Source organism: Ancrocorticia populi, from assembly GCF_003123745.1.
Classification (GTDB): Bacteria; Actinomycetota; Actinomycetes; order Actinomycetales; family Actinomycetaceae; genus Ancrocorticia; species Ancrocorticia populi.
In genome coordinates this window covers 858,505-879,102 of record NZ_QETB01000001.1, presented here as the reverse complement: position 1 = coordinate 879,102, position 20,598 = coordinate 858,505, and the positions used below count along the sequence as shown (strand labels likewise).

14 protein-coding genes and 1 riboswitch are annotated in these 20,598 nt (G+C 60.5%); of the genes, 3 read left to right on the top strand and 11 right to left on the bottom strand.

What is annotated here, in order from left to right:
• Window positions 1–12: 12 nt before the first annotated feature.
• Window positions 13–1,053, top strand: a complete 1,041-nt coding sequence (locus DD236_RS04115) for an FAD-dependent oxidoreductase (protein ID WP_109093066.1) — start codon at window positions 13–15, stop codon at window positions 1,051–1,053.
• On the opposite strand, the gene DD236_RS04110 is transcribed toward DD236_RS04115, so the two are convergent.
• The 4 genes from DD236_RS04110 to DD236_RS04095 all read right to left on the bottom strand — a co-directional run bounded on the left by DD236_RS04110 (window position 1,050) and on the right by DD236_RS04095 (window position 7,813).
• Window positions 1,050–4,457, bottom strand: coding sequence for a bifunctional proline dehydrogenase/L-glutamate gamma-semialdehyde dehydrogenase (locus DD236_RS04110; RefSeq protein ID WP_109093065.1), 3,408 nt, complete (start codon window positions 4,455–4,457; stop codon window positions 1,050–1,052). The two genes, DD236_RS04115 and DD236_RS04110, sit on opposite strands and share 4 nt — an antisense overlap.
• 80 nt (window positions 4,458–4,537) lie before the next feature.
• Entirely contained in the window at window positions 4,538–5,995 is a 1,458-nt protein-coding gene (gene purH, locus DD236_RS04105) for a bifunctional phosphoribosylaminoimidazolecarboxamide formyltransferase/IMP cyclohydrolase (protein WP_109093064.1), read from the bottom strand.
• 7 nt (window positions 5,996–6,002) lie between these two features.
• Window positions 6,003–6,083, bottom strand: a riboswitch (ZMP/ZTP riboswitch).
• Window positions 6,084–6,086: 3 nt separating this feature from the next.
• A complete protein-coding gene (gene purN, locus DD236_RS04100) occupies window positions 6,087–6,716 on the bottom strand; it encodes a phosphoribosylglycinamide formyltransferase (protein WP_273487312.1) in 630 nt (209 codons plus the stop codon).
• Complete coding sequence (locus DD236_RS04095) at window positions 6,713–7,813, bottom strand: cell division protein PerM (protein WP_109093063.1); 1,101 nt, start codon at window positions 7,811–7,813, stop codon at window positions 6,713–6,715. Before DD236_RS04095 ends, purN begins: the two co-directional genes overlap by 4 nt.
• Before the next feature lie 254 nt (window positions 7,814–8,067).
• Here DD236_RS04095 and DD236_RS04090 point away from each other — a divergent pair, with 254 nt between their 5' ends.
• Together DD236_RS04090 and DD236_RS04085 are read left to right on the top strand one after the other, a co-directional pair.
• Entirely contained in the window at window positions 8,068–8,832 is a 765-nt protein-coding gene (locus DD236_RS04090) for a glucosamine-6-phosphate deaminase (RefSeq protein WP_109093062.1), read from the top strand.
• A 5-nt stretch (window positions 8,833–8,837) separates the two neighbouring features.
• Window positions 8,838–10,115, top strand: coding sequence for an N-acetylglucosamine-6-phosphate deacetylase (locus DD236_RS04085; RefSeq protein WP_109093061.1), 1,278 nt, complete (start codon window positions 8,838–8,840; stop codon window positions 10,113–10,115).
• On the opposite strand, the gene sucD is transcribed toward DD236_RS04085, so the two are convergent.
• The 7 genes from sucD to resB form a co-directional block, all read right to left on the bottom strand.
• Complete coding sequence (gene sucD / locus DD236_RS04080) at window positions 10,090–11,013, bottom strand: succinate--CoA ligase subunit alpha (RefSeq protein ID WP_109093060.1); 924 nt, start codon at window positions 11,011–11,013, stop codon at window positions 10,090–10,092. The genes DD236_RS04085 and sucD overlap by 26 nt on opposite strands.
• A gap of 2 nt (window positions 11,014–11,015) precedes the next feature.
• Window positions 11,016–12,182: an ADP-forming succinate--CoA ligase subunit beta gene (gene sucC / locus DD236_RS04075; protein WP_109093059.1), complete on the bottom strand. Its 1,167-nt coding sequence runs from the start codon at window positions 12,180–12,182 to the stop codon at window positions 11,016–11,018.
• Between the two features lie 279 nt (window positions 12,183–12,461).
• Window positions 12,462–14,504 carry an HNH endonuclease signature motif containing protein gene (locus DD236_RS04070; protein WP_109093058.1) on the bottom strand — a complete coding sequence of 681 codons (2,043 nt, stop codon included), beginning with the start codon at window positions 14,502–14,504 and terminating at the stop codon, window positions 12,462–12,464.
• Window positions 14,505–14,827: 323 nt separating this feature from the next.
• Window positions 14,828–17,461 (bottom strand): UvrD-helicase domain-containing protein, encoded by a 2,634-nt coding sequence (locus tag DD236_RS04065; protein WP_109093057.1) that lies wholly within the window; start codon window positions 17,459–17,461, stop codon window positions 14,828–14,830.
• A 49-nt stretch (window positions 17,462–17,510) separates the two neighbouring features.
• Entirely contained in the window at window positions 17,511–18,131 is a 621-nt protein-coding gene (locus DD236_RS04060) for a TlpA family protein disulfide reductase (protein ID WP_109093056.1), read from the bottom strand.
• Window positions 18,124–19,089, bottom strand: a complete 966-nt coding sequence (gene ccsB, locus DD236_RS04055) for a c-type cytochrome biogenesis protein CcsB (RefSeq protein WP_109093055.1) — start codon at window positions 19,087–19,089, stop codon at window positions 18,124–18,126. The genes DD236_RS04060 and ccsB overlap by 8 nt, the downstream gene beginning before the upstream one ends.
• Window positions 19,073–20,593, bottom strand: coding sequence for a cytochrome c biogenesis protein ResB (gene resB, locus DD236_RS04050; RefSeq protein WP_109093054.1), 1,521 nt, complete (start codon window positions 20,591–20,593; stop codon window positions 19,073–19,075). Before resB ends, ccsB begins: the two co-directional genes overlap by 17 nt.
• Window positions 20,594–20,598: the final 5 nt, after the last annotated feature.

Here is a 20,598-nt window from a genome sequence, read left to right as displayed (position 1 = left end):
TAGCATGTAGGAGTGCAAACCATCGGAATCATTGGGATCGGACTGGCCGGGCTGCGCTGCGCGGCCGAACTGCGAGCCGGCGGATTTACCGGCCAAATCATTGGGTGGAGCGCCGAATCCGGCATCCCCTACGATCGTCCTCCGCTCTCCAAGGAACTTTTCGGAGACTACCTCCATCCTCTCGCCGATGACGGCCTCGGCGATCTCGACGAACTTGGGGTCGATCTGCGTGGGACCGCCGGGCAGGTTCGCCGGGACGGTTCGTGGTTTGTGGACGATGTGCCGGTCGATGCCGTGATCGTGGCTACTGGGGCGCGTCCCGTTCGCTCCATTCCCGGGGCACTGACGTTATATTTTGCCGACGATGCCGAAGCCCTCCGTACGTCCATCACTCCCGGAAGCACGGTGCACGTTGTTGGCGCTGGCTGGATCGGGATGGAGGTGGCTTCCGCGGCCAGTTCCATTGGTGCCAGCGTTGACGTGTGGGAGGCAAGCGAGCACTTCTTAAACCGGACGTTCCACGGGACTGTAGACGATATCTGGAACCAGTGGTGCGAAGAGGCCGGCGTTCGCGTTCATTTGGGCGAGCCGTATCCGGGCGGGCCCGCGGATGCAGTGGTCCAGGCTACCGGCGCGCTTCCCGATGTGGATTTCTTGGAGTGGGGCACCCGTTCGCGCAGGGGCGCCATCGTGGCGGACCAGTTCGGGCGGGCCTTGAACGTGTCCGGCGAGGTCATCGAGGGCCTATACGCGGCCGGAGACTGCGGGGAGTTGGACGGGCGCCCGGGCGGGCACTGGACTCAGGCGCTCAGTGATGCCAAGTGGGTTACCGCGGCGATCCTTGGCTTGGACGCCCCGAGGGTGGAGCCCTCCGAGGTGTTTTCCACCCAGTTCGGCCATGAGATCACGCTGATCGGCGAGGTCCCGGCCGGTGATCCGGGCGTGCGCGAAGGCCTGAGCATCCGTTGGGATACGGGTGCCTTCCTGGGCATCGACGCTCCTCGCGAAACGTCACGCGCCAGAAAGGCACTCCGTAAGGCGCTGAACGCCTAGAGCACTCCTTCAAGGAGCTTGGTGGGGTTTCCAAACCGGTGGTTGGTAGCCGAAACCGCCTGCTCGAACACGAATGGAAGGAGTTCCACGCGGCCGGAGGCCGTGAGCGGCTCACTGTAGATGGCCACGTCCACGCTTCCCTGGACGGCGTTCGCCAAGCTCGCGGCGTCGCCGCCAAGCAGGCGAACTCGCAGGCCATCGGCTGTGGTGCGATGCCCGCTCATGTACTGCTCAAAGGCCGCATCCGATTCGATCGTCACGGGAACGCTTCCCAAGAACTCCGCAACTTGGCGCGAAAGGGACACAGCGCTGGAGATCTGGGGCTGGCATCCAACCGAGAGCGCCCCGGCGGCAACGGCCAACAGATCGCCAAGGTTCCCATTTTCGCTCAAGCGAATGATGACGCCCGTGGCGGGCAGATAGCGGAAGCAGTTCTTCTCCACGCCCAGCTGGGAGGGATCGTGCACCTGAGAGAATTCAGCCTCGCGCGCCGCATCCATCCCGCGAATCACCCGGACGTAGCGGTCCTGATCGATGAAGGACATCGTCGAGGCAACGGAGCGGGACTTGCAGAGCACATCGCTGGCGATATGGACCTGCTTGGGCAGTTCACCACTGAAGTCCGGCTCAACGTGCCCCAGACCGATGAGGTAGTTCGGGCCGCCCGCCTTGGTTCCCGCACCCACGCTGGAACGCTTCCAGCCGCCGAACGGCTGGCGGCGAACGATCGCGCCGGTGATCGTGCGATTGATGTAGACGTTTCCGGCGTGAACGTTCTCCAGCCAGTATCCGATTTCATCAGTGTCGAGCGAGTGAATTCCAGCGGTTAGGCCGAATTCAACGGCGTTCTGCCATTCAACGGCCTCTTCCAGAGTGTCTGCCCGCATGATGCCGAGGATCGGCCCGAAGTACTCGGTGAGGTGATACTCGCTGCCGGGCTTCACACCGGTGCGAACACCGGGGCTCCAGAGCCGATCGCCCAAACGCTCCGGCTTGATGATCCAGCGTTCCCCTGCCCCAAGCTGGGTGAGGCCGGACAGCAGCTTCCCGCGCGGCTCCTCAACACACGGCCCCATCTGGGTAGAAAGATCCCACGGGTATCCCGGTTTCATCGAGCGGACGGCATCAACGAGCTGACGCTGGAAACGCTTGGAGAATCCCGCCGATCCTACAAGGATCACCAGTGAAGATGCCGAACACTTCTGCCCCGCGTGCCCAAAAGCGCTGGTCACTACGTCACGCACAGCCAGATCCATGTCTGCCTGAGGAGTCACGATGATGGCATTCTTACCCGAGGTCTCGGCGAAGAGCCGGAGATCGGGCCGCCACGAGCGGAAACGCTCGGCCGTCTCAATGCTTCCCGTGAGGATCACCTGATCAGCCTCACGGACTAGCTGCTCACCAAGCGAGCTGGAGTGAACGCGATCAAGATCGATCAGCGCGAGAAGATCCTTAGGCACTCCTGCTTCCCACATGATCTTGGCCAAAAGCGCACCAGTGCGCCGGGTCAGGTAGGCGGGCTTGAATAGAACACCGGAGCCAGCCGCGAGCGCCGCCAGCGCACCACCCGCTGGAATTGCCATCGGGAAGTTCCATGGCGGAGTCACGAGCGTTGTTTGGACGGGCTTGTACGTTGCCCCGTCAAGATCGTCGAGCTCCTCGGCCAAGCTCGCGTAGTAAAGCGCGAAATCGGTTGCCTCAGAAACCTCGACGTCTCCTTGATCGAACAGCTTGCCTGCCTCCGAGCCGGCCACCTCGATGAGTTCGCCCCGGTGGTTCTCAAAGCCCTGACCAATGGCGCGCAGAACGGCGGCGCGTTCCTTACCGGACTTCTTGGCCCACTTGACCTGGGCCTTCTTCACGCGATCTAGCACGTCCTCGATCTCTTCGGGTGTGGAGATCACGTCCACTACGTTCGTGCCGAGCGTGCTTTCCTTCATCCGCCCAGCGATCTCCTCAGCCCACGCGATGTTGGCCATGAGGGCGGGATCGGTATCTGGGGCATTGGCGAAACCCTCGGCGATCGTGGCCGGAGTGTGGCGGTCCTGAAGACGATTCGGACCGAAGTGTAGTTCGCCCGATTCCATAAGCTCGGCGGCGGCCTTGAAGCATTCGGCCTCGTGGCGCCGCACCTCGCTCTTGTCCAGATCGAAAACGTTGGACATGAAGTTCGCCGGAGCCGAATTCTCTTCGAGGCGGCGTACAAGATAGGCAACAGCCACATCGTATTCGGTGGGCCGCACCACGGGGACGTAGTACAGAAGCGGGCCAATCGAATCGCGTACGGCGCGAGATTGCGGCGTAGCCATCCCGGCCAGCATCTCCACGTCCACGCGCCCGTCCAACCCGATGCCGCGATCCTCCATGAGGGTAAGCGCGTAGGCCAGCGAATACAGGTTCATTCCGGCAACGCCAATGTTCACCGAATCCAGCCGTTCGGGAGTAAGTGCATCGGACAGCACTGCCATATAGTTCGCGTCTGTTGCCACCTTAGACGGCTCAACGGTCAGCTCCCACCCGTGGATCGCGGCGTCCACGAGCTCCATGGCAAGGTTAGCTCCCTTAACCAGACGCACCTTAATGGGCGCTCCGCCGCGCTCCCTGCGTTCCTGCGCCCACTCTGTCAGGTCCGCGAGGCGGCCCCGCGCGTCCGGCAGATATGCCTGGAGCACGATACCAGCGCGGTAGGTAAGGAATTCATCTCGATCCAAGATCGCGGTGAACACATCGATGGTGAGATCGAGATCCTTATACTCCTCCATATCCAGGTTGATGAAGGTCCCAGTCTCCGCCCCCAGCCGGAACACCGGCACAAGCTTTTCCACCGCATTCGCCACGGCTTCCCGATGGCCGTACGCGGCGTGCGGCCCGATCACCGCAGAGACCTTGAGCGAAACGTAATCGACATCGTCGCGCTCGATGAGCTCACGAGTGGCCGCCATGCGGCGATCTGCCTCGCGATCCCCCATTACGGCCTCACCCAACAGATTGATGTTGAGCCGCGAGCCGTCCTCTCGCAGATTACTGATCGCGCTCCCCAACTTCTCCGGGGTCGCGTCCACCACGAGGTCCCCCACAAGCGCGGAGAACACTTTCTGGGCAGCGTTAGCGGCAAGCTTGGGCGCGCCCGGCGCGATTGATCCGCCAAGCTTCGCGGGCGCAGCAAGCCACCCGGGAAGGAACGAGACGTCGCGCGTGGCCAGTTTCTTCAGGTTGTGAGAAGCCACCCCCGGATCCTCAGGCCGGATCACCCCATCCACAAAGGAGACCGTGTAGTCCAAGCCATCCTCGTGATGCAACACATCGGCAAGAAGGATTGCGGCACGGGAATTGGGATACGCCTGTGAGGCTTCGATCCAAGCATTTGCCTGCTCAATGGAGCGGTCGATCAAGGGTGACGTCATTGGGTGATCCTCTCTGTTTTCGCTACACCTACCCTAGCGGAGAACCACCACCAACAATGCCGAAAAAAGTCCCCGAAATCTCAGTGGAAGAAGTGGCGCGAACCCGTCAGGTACATCGTGATGCCAGCCGCCTGCGCGGCCTGAATAACCTCGGAGTCGCGGATTGACCCACCGGGTTGCACTACAGCGCGGATCCCGGCCTGCGCCAGCACCTCGAATCCATCAGCAAACGGGAAGAACGCGTCTGATGCGGCCACACTCCCCGGCGCCCGGTCCCCTGCCCTGTCCACGGCCAAGTGGCACGAATCCACCCGGTTCACTTGCCCCATACCAACGCCAACGGTTGCCCCGTCGTGGGCCAGCAGGATGGCGTTGGACTTCACGGCGCGCACGGTCCGCCACGCAAACTCAAGATCTGCGAGGGTGGCCTCATCGGCCGGCTCCCCAACCGCGAGCGTCCAGTTTGCCGGGTCATCGCCCGCGGCCTGCAACGTATCGCGTTCTTGGACCAGCATGCCGCCAGAAATCGGCTTGTAGTCAAAGGCCGCCTGCTGATTCTCCACCTGTAGGATACGCAGATTCTTCTTGGTCTGAAGGAGGGCGAGCGCCTCCGGATCGAAAGACGGTGCCGCGATCACCTCGGTGAAGATCGGCTTAACCTGCTGGGCAAGCTCAAGGCTCACCTCACGGTTCGTGGCGATAACACCGCCATATGCGGACACGGGATCGCACGCGTGAGCCTTGCGGTGGGCTTCGGCAATATCGCTCCCGATCGCCACGCCGCACGGATTGGCGTGTTTAATCACGGCCACGCAAGGATCCTCGTGATCCCACGCCGCGCGAATCGCCGCATCCGTGTCTTGATAATTGTTAAAGCTCATTTCCTTGCCGCCGAACTGCGTGGCGTTGGCCAAGCCCGCGCTCCCCGTGGAGTACACACCGGCACCCTGGTGGGGATTCTCGCCGTATCGCAGCGGTTCGCTCATCCAACCGGCCACCACCATGTCATACGCCGCGGTGTGCGCGAACGCCTTCGCGGCCAGCTCGCTTCGGAGTTCGTCCGTGAATCCAGACCCCGCTACCGCTTCCAGAATCTCAGGGTACTGATTTGGATTAACGACGACGGCAACACTCGCATGATTTTTCGCCGCCGCACGAACCATCGCCGGGCCGCCAATATCGATCTGCTCAATGCACTCGGCTCGCGATGCCCCCGAAGCCACCGTTTCTTCGAAAGGATAGAGGTTCACGATCACAAGATCGATGGGTTCAATCCCGAGTTCTGCCATCTGATCCGCGTGCTCGGCCCGCTTAGCGAGGATACCGCCGTGAATCTTGGGGTGAAGGGTCTTAACGCGGCCCTCGAAACACTCAGGGAAGCCGGTAACATCCTCAACTGGGGTCACAGGTACGCCCGCGGTGGAGATCGTCTTTGCCGTGGAGCCGGTGGAGATGATGTCCCATCCGGCGGAGTTCAGGCCAACAGCAAGTTCTTCTAGGCCGGTCTTGTCATATACGGAAACGAGTGCCTTTGGCATGATCTACCTTTCATGCCCAGGCGCGCGGCTTGCTCGTTATGCCGCTCCCCGATGGTATCCATCTTCTACGCCAGTTGCGGCCAGAGTCAGTCTAGCAAAGTCCAGCCCTGCGGCCATCCATCCACCAGCCCTGACGGGCCATGGCACCCACCACATCAACCAATTGATCGCGTTCCACAGATTTGATGCGGTCGAGAAGGCAGGCTTCGTCGTCGTCGTCCAAAACTGGGCACGTAACCTGCGCAAGAATCGCACCTGTATCTACTCCCGGATCCACGATAAACAGGGAGGCGCCGGTGATCTTCACGCCGTAAGCGAGGGCGTCCGCGGGGCCATGGATGCCGGGGAAGGAAGGGAGAAGGGCGTTATGGGTGTTAATGACGCGACCGGGGAACGCGCCAAGGAACTCTGGGCCCACCAACTTGAGAAAGCCAGCCAAGACAACCAGATCCGGAGAGAAGGTGGTGACGGCGGTGGTCAGCGCCCGGTCCCAAACCTCTCGGGTCGGGTAATCACCCAATTTCTCCACGAAGGTGGGGATTCCCGCCTCGCGAGCGATCTCTAGGCCGCGGGTGCCGTCCCGGTCCGCTCCAACGGCCACGATTTGGGCGCCGAAGGCGGGATCGCGCGAGGCATCAAGCAGTGCCTGCATATTCGAGCCAGCGCCCGAAACCATCACGACGATGCGGGCGGGATCCGAGGAGGAGAAGAGCTGCTTCACTCCGGCAGAGTATCATCGCTTCGGCGTGAGGCGCGGATCTTCTCAATCAAATGTGGGACGCCAAGGCCAATGAGGAGGCCGCCGCCCACTTCACCCGCAAGGGCAATCGCGAAGAGCGGCGGATTAATGCCTACCGTACTCATGCGCCCAGTTCCGATACCGCCGCTTGCTAGCGCACCCGCGAGCGCCGCCGCGATCAGGATGATACCGAAGGCAGGCAGACCGTGGAGGGCGATATCCTTGGGCGTTGGGGCCGAACGCCAAAGGCCCACCGCGATACCAAGGACGATCGGGACGGCGATAATCCACGGCATGCTTACGTTTGGATCGGGAAGCGTACCCAAGATCGGGACCGCTGGGAGCGGCGCCGATTCGATGCCAAACGGAGAAAACGCTGTGCCCTCACCGATCGCGAACCCTATGCCCGAGACGTAGGCAAGAGCCCATATGAGGACGTTCGGGAGATACAGCAGTTGAGCTAGCGCGAAGATCACCGTGGAGAAGCCGTTCAGGAGGTAATAGTTCTGAATCTCCTGGACGCGGCTCCAGCCAGTGACTAAGCCGACTACAAGAAGTACGGCGGCAAGGATCGCGAGCGCCGCGAGCGCCGGCCAGGCTATGCGCCAACCTTGACGAAGCCATGCGGGACGTTCGAAGGTGAGCAGCCCGCAGAACACCACAATCACCGCGGCACCGAGGCCGCCCAGCCACTGGATAGACCCCGGGAGCGCAAGCATCCCGATCAGCGACGTGACGGCGAAGGCGGCGAGTGCACCGGCAGCAATTGCCACCCACCCGGTCACCATATACCTGCGCATCGAGCGGTGAATGAACCAGATCAGGAGCGCAGTGACGCACAACGGCATGAGGCCGATCGTTGAGCCAGCAATACTCAGTGGGCCACCGAACGCAAGAATCCAGATCGAAGTACCTACCCGGGCCGCATCCTGCCAATGAACTTCGCTGAGTACGGGGGCCGATGCCGTGATCGTAAAGCAGAACACAGCAAGGATAACGGCTATGACCCAGCTGAAGACGATCGGCTGGATTACCGCGATGACGCTCATACCGGCTCGGCGCACATACTCATTTTCCATCGCTTCTAATGGTTCCCTGCATCTGGGTAGCGGCCGCCTATGTGGCGGCGGCGTGTCGCCCACTCGGCTTGTTGGTGTTACCTTGCCGCCTTTGGACGTATACAGCAGGGTCCGGTTCCTTAGAAAATCGGGATTGCGTCAAATCTCTGTTCCCGCGCTGGCGAGCGACGCCACATACCCCGTCAGTCCGCAGAATACTGCGTATTTCCCGTATAGTTGAGGGCGTTCACTACTCAGCGAAGAGAAGGTAAAGCATGGATATCGGCATCTTCCATACCAGTGACGAGGCTGCGAGGGCCGCGGCACAGATCGTCATTGAGAAGCCACACAGCACACTTGGCGTAGCAACAGGGTCAACGCCCCTTGGGTTATACGCAGAACTTCGCAAAGCGTGGCAGGATGGCCGATTCAGTGCCTCTTCGGCTTATGCGCTCGATGAGTATGTGGGCATTGATGCCGATCATCCGGAAGGCTATCGCAACGTTCTGCGGCGCGAGCTCTTGGGGCAAACCGGGCTAACCGGGGAAACGCTGCACACACCTGACGGGAATGCCGAAGATCCCGTTGCTGCTGCGGCGGCCTACGATTTTGCAATCGGGGCGGCCGGCGTTGACTTGCAGATTCTGGGCCTTGGTTCCGACGGCCATATTGGGTTTAATGAACCGGGCGGTTCGCTCGTCTCGCGGACGCACGTTGAGGTCTTGGCTTCGACCACTCGTCACGATAACGCGCGCTTCTTCGGGAATGATCCGGAGGCCGTGCCCGCCACCTGTATCACGCAAGGGCTTGGGACAATCATGGAGGCCAAGGTCCTTCTACTTCTCGCCTTCGGAGCCGGCAAGGCAGAAGCGGTGACACATCTGGTGGAAGGCGCAGTTAGTGCCGCATGGCCCTGCACTATCATGCAGATGCACCCGGAGGTATATGTGCTCACCGATGAGGAGGCCGCAGTCGGACTCGAGCACGCCGATCTGTACCGCGAACGCTGGTCAGCTCTACATAGTGAACGCCGGGCTTGACAAGCATGAAGCACTTCGAAGGCCGCGTGCTAGACGGACACGGCATGTATGTGGGCAGCGGCATCACACTGGACGATGAAGGGCAACTGGAGCGGATTGGAGTGGGCGGGGCCGGAAGCGCCGGTCCGCCTTACATCGTTCCTGGATTTGTAGACATCCACTGTCATGGAGGAGGAGGCGCCTCCTTCCCAGATGATCTGGAACCCGAATCGATTGAGCTAGCCATTGGCGCCCACCGTGCGCGCGGAACCACCGCAGTTATTGCCTCCCTCGTCTCCATGGCTGATCCACTGCCCGCGATTGAGGCGCTCGTTCCCTTTTGCGAGAACGGTGAGCTTGCCGGGATCCACATGGAGGGGCCCTTCGTCTCACCTCACAAGGCGGGGGCACAGAACCCCGCGGCCATCCGAGCCGGCGATTTAGAGGAACTCGCTGCATGGTTACGGGCTGGACGGGGCTGGATCCGGACCATGACAATTGCCCCGGAGATCCCCCGGGCTCACGAGGTCGCGGCCATGCTTCTGGCCCACGGCGCCAAGCCCTCCTGGGGGCATACGAACGCCACCGGCCCTGAGGCGGCCGCGGCAATCGAGTTCGTTCTGGGCCTTGCGGAGCCGGTCTCCGCAGGCTCCGACTCCCCAAGCTACAACTCCGCGGAGTCCCACACAGCGAAGCCCACCGCAAGCGCACTGCAGGCTGGTCTTTCGTCTGGACCTGTTCGCCTTCAAGGTATCCGCCAAACTGCCACTCACCTCTTCAATGCCATGCCTGCCCTTGGACACCGAGCTCCGGGCCCCGTGCGGGAGTACATTCAAGCCGCCCGGCGGGGTGAGATCGCCGTAGAGCTCATCGCCGATGGGGTGCATCTAGCGCCTGAACTCGTGGAGGACGTGGTTAGTTATGTAGGTTCGGCTGGCACGGCAGTGTTTGTAACGGATGCGATGGCTGCGGCCGGAATGCCCGAAGGCTCGTATCAGCTTGGCGGGCTATCCGTGCAAGTTCGGGACGGCGCAGCCCGGCTCTCGGGTTCGGATACTATCGCTGGTGGCTGCACCATGCTGGCGGATCAGGTTGAGCTGATGGCCGGGCGGGGGCTGCTGAGCCTCGGTCAAACCGTTGAGGCGTGCGTAGCTGGGCCCGCGCGTGCCGCTTCACTTCTGAGGGAAGGACGCGAAGCACGCGGAATCACGATCGATTACGAAATCGGCGCCAAGCCCAACTTTGTGGTGCTTGACGCCGATTATCGAGTCATTCAGGTTATCCGCGAAGGAGTAGTTCTCTAGCAATCTGCGCGGTCTGGGAAGGGGTACGTCCCACTTTCACACCCACCGCCTCAAGTGCCTCTTGCTTCGCGGCAGCCGTACCGGCCGAGCCGGAAACGATGGCACCGGCGTGACCCATTGTCTTGCCTTCCGGTGCGGTGAAACCAGCCACGTAGGCCACAACGGGCTTCGTCACGTGATCGGTGATGTAGGCGGCCGCGCGCTCTTCGGCATCGCCCCCGATCTCCCCGATCATGACAATGAGCTCGGTGTCTGGATCAGCTTCGAATGCCTCAAGCGCATCGATATGCGTGGTTCCAATAACCGGATCACCGCCGATACCGATGCAGGTGGTAAAGCCAATATCGGAGAGTTCGTGCATCATCTGATAGGTGAGCGTGCCGGACTTAGACACCAGACCGAGTCTGCCCGTTCCCGTAATGTCAGCGGGGGTAATACCCACGTTCGATTCCCCCGGAGTGATGATCCCGGGGCAGTTCGGGCCGATGAGGCGAACTCCCTTGGAAGCTGCGTAAGCATAGAACTCTGAGGAATCAGCTACTGGAATTCCCTCGGTAATGATCACCACGAGGTCAAGTGCGGCGTCCACAGCTTCAATGACGGCACCCTTAGCGTGAGCCGGCGGTACGAAGATTACTGAAACATTCGCTCCAGTTGCGTCCTTGGCCTCGGCAACGGTCCCGAAAACCGGAACGGACACAGTGCCGGCGGAGCGCTCCTTCGCTCCCGGTCCGATGGGCTCCACGTCAAAATCAACCGACGTGCCAGCCTTGCGGGGATTCACGCCGCCAACGATTGTGGTGCCAGAACCAAGCATCCTACGAGTGTGCTTTTGGCCTTCTGAGCCAGTCATACCCTGAACGATCACTCGTGACCGAGCGTTGAGAAAGATCGACATACTTATGCTCCCTTACCCGCAAGCCGTGCAGCTTCAGCGGCAGCTTCATCCATGGTGGCGATCACGCTGACCAGAGGATGCTGGGCTTGGCGAAGGATCGCCAGACCCTCCTCAACAGAGTTTCCATCTAGGCGTACCACGATGGGCTTCGTGGCTTCTTCTCCGAGTAGTTCAAGTGCTCCCACGATTCCACGGGCAACTTCATCACATGAGGTGATTCCGCCGAATACGTTGACGAGGACTGATCGCACCTCCTCATCCGAAAGAATAACGCTCAACCCGTTGGACATAACCTCGGCAGATGCGCCTCCTCCAATGTCAAGGAAGTTGGCCGGGCCAACGCCATACTGCTCGCCCGCATAGGCCACGACGTCCAGCGTGGACATCACGAGGCCCGCACCATTGCCGATTACACCAACCTCGCCGGAGAGTTTCACGTAGTTCAACCCAAGTTCGGCGGCACGCGCCTCGAGTGGATCTTCAGTGGCCTTATCCACGAATCCTGCATGATCGGGGTGACGGAAGGCAGCGTTGTTATCCAGCGTCACCTTGCCGTCCAACGCGATGATTGTGCCGTCTGCTGTTTTCACTAGCGGATTCACTTCCACCAGAGTGGCGTCTTCGCCCTTGTACACGTCCCACAACCGCTGGATCGCGGGAATCACGTGCTCTGCTACATCGGGACTAAACCCTGCCTGAGCGGTAATCTCACGTGCCTTCTCCTCATCAATCCCGACGAGCGGATTGACTGGGACGCGCGCCAGCGCCTCGGGCCGTTCAACAGCGAGCTGCTCGATCTCCATTCCGCCCTCTGTTGAGCACATCGCCAAATAGCGACGTTCAGAGCGGTCAAGCAAGATGGAGAAGTAATACTCCTCAGCAATATCGGCCCCAGACGCCACGAGAACGCGGTGAACGGTGTGCCCCTTAATATCCATGCCGAGAATAGCCTCGGCGGCCTGCTTGGCTTCCTCTGGGTTGTGGGCAAGCTTCACGCCGCCGGCTTTGCCACGCCCGCCTGTCTTCACTTGGGCTTTAACAACAACGAGGCCGCCTAGCTGTTCCGCTGCCTTGGCGGCCTCATCTGGTGTGCTCGCAACCATCCCGGCAAGCACGGGTACGCCGTGCTGCTCAAAGAGGTCACGCGCTTGGTACTCGTAGAGATCCACTCGCGGTGTCCTTTCCTCGGTCGGATTTCCCCTGCCAAAATCTCGACGTCAAGATAATTGGAGTGTACCCAATATCACCGCTGGGTACCCAACTTTCAGCCTATTCGATTTCACCCAGTTTCGTTGGATTCATTCAGTCTGGTCCGGAGCCGCGGGCGGGCTCGCAGAGCTTCACACTCCCCTCGCGCCTCGAAACGAATCTGGGACCAAGTACCGGATGGGCACGGGATGCGTACTACTTGCTGACGCCAGAACAGGTCTAGCGGCACAAGAGCGTGGTCACGCCGCGAGCAGCTTTGCATGGTGAGTGATACCCACAACCGATCCATCCCTCTCAGTGAACAGGAACCCTCCGGCGTGGTGCGCGATCGTGATCTGCTTTGCATGCACGTACCGGTGATGCGCAAAACACAGGAGAACCGCGTTGTCTATAACAGTGGCCCCACCCTTCTCCCACTCCTGTGCATGATGCACCTGCCCCAACTCGGGCCCACGGGAGCAACCCGGGAACCGACAGTGCATATCCCGAGCGATTACGGCCTTCGTCTGCCGTGCCCCATACAACCGCTGATTGCGCGAGACATCGATCGGCTCACCATAAGCCGTCATGACGATTCTTGCCAGATCGGAATCACACAGCATCTGAGCAAGCTGGGTTGGAGCAAGCGGTGAGCCATCCGACAGCCGTGCCGGCGCGAACCCATCCAGCATCGAGATATCGATTCCGGACCGAATCATTCCCAGCATTGTGCCGAGGTCATGCTCAAGCTCCTCCCGAGAATCGAGGCACACACCCCGCTGCCCCAATCCACCGCCGTCCGCCGGACAGTCGAGTCCAGCTTCCAAGGGATCCTGCCAGCGCGGTCGTGTCGGTCTAGCCGCTGCCGTCGAATTACGCGGCGGCATCCTACGCGGCGGCATCGCGTTGCTTGGTGGCCGTAGCCCCGCACGGGAACCGATGTCCTCGGGCGGGCCAGAATCCGCCAGCTCGTCTGGTCCCACCGCCCAATCAGGCGGCGGCCCGCCGGTATCGAACAGGTCTGGTGCACGCGCTGGCCGCTGCCGCCCACTTCGAGATGAGAATCCCCTACCCTGAGGAGGTGCAGCATCAGAATCTAGACCAAAATCTCCAAACTCTGCCCGAGCACCACTCGAGTCCGCCCGAATACCGATGCTGTACGTGGGAGCAACACCCGAACCGGAAGGGTCACCGTTCCCATCCGCAGCGATATGCCCCTCGGGCCCTCCGCTAGCATCCCTAGCACGCTGACCGTTCGCCACCTCCGCAGAACCCTCATCGCCTACGCGGCCGCTAGAAATCACTCGACACCCAACCTCAATGGCTTCCTCAGTTCGGATGAGCGTTGATAGCGGAACGTGCACGAGCACCTGATGCCGCACCGAACTGCCGCTCTTCCGAAGCACGCCAGCACCCGCGCCGGACCCGTCCGCCGAACCACCTTCCAAACCACTGGTCTCTCTTGCGCCAGAACCACCGGCACTTCCGCCGCCAAGGCTGGGAGAATCACTAGCACCCTGCACAATATGGGCCATCTGAACAATGGCTTCAGCGTTGCGTTCGCCCTGATCGCGCCGGTCCCCTTGGGCTGGAACACCAACCTGCTGGCGGATCGCGTTCTTCAGCACCGCACCGTTTAACGCCGTAAACCAGCCATGCACGCGATACCCATTAGCATCGGGATACAGAGCGAGCTTCTCCCGGCGCTCAGCGGCCTGGACTTCCCGCTCTGCAACCGCGGGTGCATGCTTGAACAACAATGTACGAATAGAGGTCCGGAACTCGTCCACGCTCTGTTCCTCGGCGAGGGCCAGAATTCTCTCCTCGTCGGACTGAATAACCTCGGCCATCCCCGGCGATTTCGCCGCGCCCCGAAGGATATCGATATGATCCTCCGAAATCTTGCCTCGCCGCATCAGATCCACAAAACGCGGGAACGATTCATTTGCCGCTTGAGCGGCACGGACCTCATTGGCGGCACCACGCTTGGACTTCTTACCCGTCCGGGCCATAAGCTCCGACAAAGTCGCATCCCGCCCCGGCAATAGCGTTGCCTTCGATCCCGAGGCCGAGTCTCCTTCGGCTCCACCCTCTGATTCAGCGGCACGCTCGCGAGCCTTGACCTGCGCCGCGTCCACGTGCCCCATGAGAGCGATCACCAGACCATCCACGGCTAGGCGAAGCTCCTTCAACTCAGCTATCACCTCAACACATTCGGACACACCGGCACCCTCAAACTCCAGCGATCCGCACTGCCCGAACACCTGCTTCACCGCACCCCGGAACTGATCGAGAGAGTCCACGCCGCTCACCTCCTCGCGACAATCGGCCGGCCCTGAACTTCTTCTTCGTTACTCGAGCCTATCCACCCCCTCCCACACCTTTTTCCACCAGATCCCGAAAAGCCGCAAATTGCTAAAATATGATCTAACTCACACTTCAACTAAGGTAGGACATAGACCTAAGAGCCATAGAAAACCCGCGAAAGCCAGAGATCAGTTGCAACCTTTAAGAACGACGACGAAGCCTCACCCCCCGCACCTACGCACCAAGCTGAGCGCTCGCTGACGTGGGTGCGTGCGTGAGGGGAACGCGGTTCCCTCAAACTACAGAGAGTCGCGGGCGACTAAGCCTTCTCTAGCGGAGCGAAACGCAGCATGAGCCGCTTGGTGTTTCCGCCGCGGAAGTTCACCTTGGCCACCGTGGATTTACCGGAACCCTCAAAGGCCACAACCCTCCCGGTGCCGAAACTCTTGTGCCGCACAGTGTCCCCGACGGATAAGCCTCCGGTCTGCGTGCCTCCAACCGAGCCGCCCGCACCAGCTCCAGAAGCGCCCGAATCACCGGAACCCCCAGCGCCGCCACTAGTCGCCGTATCGCCAGCGTCACCCGAACCACTAGCGCCCGAACCTGCCCCAAGGCGTCCAGGAACAAAGGAAGTACGGGACCCGAATACGGGCCCGTCGTCGTCCACAAAATCATCGGAAAACCCGCCGCGTCGGCCAAACCGGCCCTGCCCGCCGTATCGGGACCGCACAACGTCTTGACTGGATTCTTCCCGCCGCCAATCCACCAACTCCCGCGGAATTTCCTCGAGGAAGCGCGAGGCGGGGAATTCTTGTGGGGCGCCCCATGCGGACCGGGTGGCCGCGCGCGTGAGGTACAGGCGCTGCCGTGCACGCGTGAGGGCAACGTAGGCGAGGCGGCGTTCTTCGGCGAGTTCCTTTGGGTCGGCGAGCGAGCGCATGTGAGGGAAGGTGCCGTCTTCGAGACCGGTCACGAACACCACGGGAAATTCCAGTCCCTTCGCGGTGTGGATAGTCATGAGGGTGACTTCGCCTTCGTTAGCGGCTTCGGCGGCCTCGTCGGGGAGCTGATCGGAATCGGCAACCAGCGAAACCTGATCCAGCCACTCTTCCAGCGTGCCCTCCGGGTTGATCGTCCGGAACTCAGAAGCCACAGAATGCAGTTCGGCTAGGTTTTCGAGGCGCGATTCGTCCTGCGGATCGGTCGATTCGCGAAGCATCGCGAGGTAGCCGGCGCCGTCCATAACCTCGTCCAAAACCTCGGCGGGCCCCGCCCCGGAAGCCGCAACTTCCCGTGCATTCTCCAGGATTTCCACGAACGAAACCATCGCCTTGCGCGCGCGGACGGTCAGCCCCTCTATCTCCTCGCGCCCGGAAACGCCCGGATGAGCCACATCAGCGAGCGCAGCCCCAAACGAAATTCCGTAACGCGCGGCCTGCTGCGCCACATGATCCTCGGCCTTCTGGCCAAGCCCGCGCTTGGGCATGTTGATGACGCGGCGAATTGACACCGTATCGTCCGGATTTGCGACGGCATGTAGGTAAGCCATCGCGTCCTTGATCTCGCGGCGCTCATAGAACCGCGTTCCGCCGACCACCCGATACGGAATGCCGGAGCGTACAAACATGTCCTCAACCGCACGCGACTGCGCATTCGTCCGATAAAACACAGCAATATCGCCGTATCGGTACCCTGAAGTCTCGCGCAGCCGATCGATCTCCTCCACCACGAAGTTCGATTCGTCAGCCTCGGAATCCGCGACGTATCCGACTAGCTTCTCGCCGCCGCCCTGATCAGTCCACAGCTTCTTTGGCCGCCTGCCCTGATTATTCGCAATCACGGCGTTCGCGGCCGAAAGGATGGATTGCGTGGAACGGTAATTCTGTTCCAGCAAGATACTGGTGGCGTTCGGAAAATCGTTCTCAAAATCCTCGATATTCCGGATTGTTGCGCCACGGAACGCGTAAATTGACTGGTCCGCGTCCCCAACAACCATGAGATCAGCTTGAGGTACTACCGCCGACGACGGATCCTCACCTTGATCACCACTACCGGTGAGCACCTTCACCAGTTGGTACTGGGCCGTGTTGGTGTCCTGATATTCGTCCACCAAAATATGACGGAAGCGCCGCCGGTAGTGCTCCGCAAGATCGGGGTGGTTTTCGAGTAGGAGAACCGCCTGCATAATTAGGTCATCGAAGTCCATGGCGTTGGCCTCATGGAGCCGCTTTTGGTAGGCCGTGTAGGCCTCAGCGAGTACCGTCGTGGCGCGGTCCTTTGCGCGGCGGGTGGCCTCGGTGGGTGTAACCATCTCATTCTTCAGATCCGAGACCTGACGCGAAAGCGTCTTGGGCGGGAATGCCCGCGAATCAACGTTGGACTCCCTACACACCATGTTCATGAGGCGCTGGGCGTCCGTCTGATCATAGATCGTGAAAGAGGATCGCATCCCGAGGGCCTCATGCTCCTTCCGAAGAATGCGTACGCAGGCCGAATGGAACGTAGAGATCCACATGGATCGGGCCAGCCCACCCAGATTCTGCTCCAACCGCTCCCGCATCTCTTTTGCGGCCTTGTTCGTGAACGTGATGGCGAGGATCTCGCTGGGACGGGCGCGGCCCGAGGCGATGAGGTAGGCGATGCGCGAGGTGAGGACGCGCGTCTTGCCCGAGCCGGCGCCGGCCACTACGAGGAGCGGACCGCCCTCGTGAACAACGGCTTTGCGCTGCTGCGGGTTCAGGCCGTCCACGATCCGTTCGATTTGGGCGGCGTTTGCGTTGGCTGGACGTTGCGCACTGGAATCTGTCCAAACAGACGCCTCGTGCGCGCCTTCGTGCTGGGAACGCTCGCGATCAACCGGGTCACCTTGTTCGGTGGCTTCGGCAATGCGCGCGCGCAGCCGCGCCATCGATGAAAGGTAGGCTTCACGGGATGCAGAATTCTGAATGGTCATAGCTCATTAAGCCTACTATGGCCCTCCACCATGTTTCCTGTGGCGTTAGCTAATCGATGAGCTCTCTTACTCTCTGCTCCATCGTGTCTGGTGAGAGTACGCCAACATCAATGCCCCGTAATGTCCCGTCTTCGCCGATAAAGTAATGCGACGGAACTCCTGCTACCCGATAGAGCGAACCGATTTTGTCGGAATCGTCCACTATCTGCTTGCCGGTTAGTCCAAGAGTGTTGACGTACGTGGCAACTGAGGTGGGCGAATCTTGGATGTACACGGACACTATGTCAATATCCTCACCCCACTCGTCAACAGCTTTCTGTATATCGGGCATTTCTGCCCGGCAGTTGCTGCACCAAGTGGCGTTAAAGGTGATCCAGACTGGCTTGTCTAGATCCGCGATGTCCACGGTTTCGCCTTCCAGCGTGCGCGCAGTGAACTCTGGAGCGGGCTGCCCGATCTCCGGGGCGGCGTCGTTGCTTTCAGATACCTCAACTTCAGACACCTGCCCGGCTTCTTCGGTGCTGGATGGATCTTCCGATGCACCCGCCGGCGAATCATCGGAGTCACGGCTAACCAACCACAACCCGCCCAGGATCAGCGCGGTAACGCACGCCAGAATGAGTAGGTTGCCCCACGTGGTTTGCTGGAGGCGCTTGAACTGGCTAAGCATACGAATGTAGGCCCCCGAAGAAGTGATTGCCGAAGTATGCAAACAGCACAGCCGCAAAGCCTAGAAGTAGGAGCCACGCGCTCCGCTTGCCCTGCCAACCTCGCGTAACGCGGGCGTGGAGATAGCCCGCATATATCAACCATGTCACCAGCGCGGCGGTCTCCTTGGGATCCCAATCCCAGTACCTGCCCCACGCAACATTGGCCCATACGGACCCGAGTGCAATCATGATCGTCAGCATCGGGAAGGTGACGGTCGCGGCCTTATAGCCAAGATCGTCAAACACCTCACGTGCCGGGAGCTTCTTTATCTTGATATGCGGATAGGCAAGATAGATCACCGCTGCCGCACATGAAACACACGCGGCTCCGTAGGCAATTATCGCGAAACCAACGTGCAGCGTTAGGAGCAGGTTGTTCTGGAGCGCCGGGATAAGTGGCTTAACAGACGTGTCCTGAGCCATCGCGTAAACCGTGAGCACCGCGGCAATCGGGAGCACGATCAGAGAGAGCGCACGAATCCCATAGGCATACTCCGCCACCAGATAGCAGAGCAAGATACCAAATACGAAGGACACCGCGAACTCGTGCTGATTGGCGAACGGGCCGTAGCCAGTCAGGTAGACCCTGATACCAAGGTAAATGAGCACCAGAACTGTGGCAACGATCGTGAACCACGTCCCGTATAGGCCGAGCCCTTGAGGCCGAGTGCCGCGCTTGCGAGGCGTTTTCCGCTTCGCCTCGGCGGACCCGTCCGGGCGGGCGCCGCTGGCGGCCAGCGCACTATCGCCGCCGGCAACATTTGCCGATGCCGAAACTGGAGCGCGTTTAGCCTTCGATGCGCTCGTGACCGTGGAACTCCGTCCAGTGATCACCACGATGTTGCAGATGAGGGCGATCACCGTGAAAATCAGCGCCGCCATCAGAACGTACTCGTTGAGTTCAAGCACCTTGTCCATGGTTTTCCTCCTCGGGTTGGCCGTCAGCTTCCTCGCTGGGGTCTAACTTCTCGCTTTCGATTACCACACCTGTTTCGGCGTTCTCGTGTTCCGCAACTTCCTGAATGATCTTCTCGAAAAGCCTCTGATACGACGTATCGAGGCGTGACACGGCTCCAAACCGAATACGCTGGTTATCCACGCGTACCCATAGCCGCCGGTAGGGAAACATGAATGTGGCAGACATTCCCAGAACAAGAAGCGTGAAGCCCACCCACATCAGCGGGGCTCCCGGATCGTGCCGAAGCTGGATGCCGGTATACTGCCGCTCCCGCTCGAAAGTAACGTTCAGGCCGCCAAGTTCCACAGATTCCCCTTGACGGGCGAGCCGGGTTTGGAGCGGCTCCCCCGTATCTGTATCGGCCGGATACAACTCAACCAGCGCGGTTCCCGGTGCGATACTCGAATCGGCGCGGCCAGACGCCGCGGTTACTACAACAATCTCGTACTCATCGAGCTCAAACATCCCTACGGCGTTCGCACCCTCTTCTGATGCCCACTTCATCGGCACCGATTCCTCGAATACCGTGGTTTCACCATCATTGACAGTCACATCCGCTGCCACACCAAATGACTGCTGGTGATAACGGAAGCCCTCATATTCGAGAGGGTTGTTCACCCGCACAGTCTGTTCAGCTACCGTCTCTCCATCACGGCGCAGCTCCAGCTCCGACACGTAATCGGCTGCTTGACCTTCCTCTGTGTAGCTATCCGTGAAGGATTTGGCGTACACCGTTAGCCCGGTATCGTGCCCAACGGCTACCTCTCCACCAACGGGAACCGCGAGATCTTCCGAGATCCCCCAGCGCGATGAAATGACAAATGCGAGAAGGATGATGATGAAGCTGATGTGAGCCACAACGGTGCCAATACCGCTCCACGCGTTGCGATCGGCGTAGATCGCGTTCTCCGGATCGCGATCATCGGGGAGGATGCGAAAGCGGTTCTGCTTGAGGACGGCCCGAGCCGATTCCAGGCTATCCGCTGGGGCGGAATCTGTTGCCACGGAGCCGCGGTAGCGCGCCTTCTCAAAGAACTTCGGTGAGACATGGACGCGGGGATGGAACCAACGCCGCCACAGCTCGGGGATCCGGTGGCTAGTACATGCGATGATGCTCAAGGCGAGCATAGCAACCACAATGTAAAAGCCCACGGACGTAAAGACGTGGAAAAAACCGAAGGCGTCGAGCACGCCGGTCCACGCCCCGTAATTCTCCCGAACCGATTCGAGGAAGCTCTCCCTTTGAGCTGGATCGCTGTATACGTTTGGGCCCGCCTGAGCCACCACAGAACCGATGACTGCATAGGCTGCCATTGCAAGGATCAGAACTAGCCCAACCGTCTTCGAATAGAAGAAGCGATACAGCCAGTGGAATAGCTCGGAGCCGGCAACATTTCTGTCACCGTCACTCCCCATTCCGCCTTCAACGTAAACGTCGGATTCAGCGATAGCTTGGTCAGCCACTGATC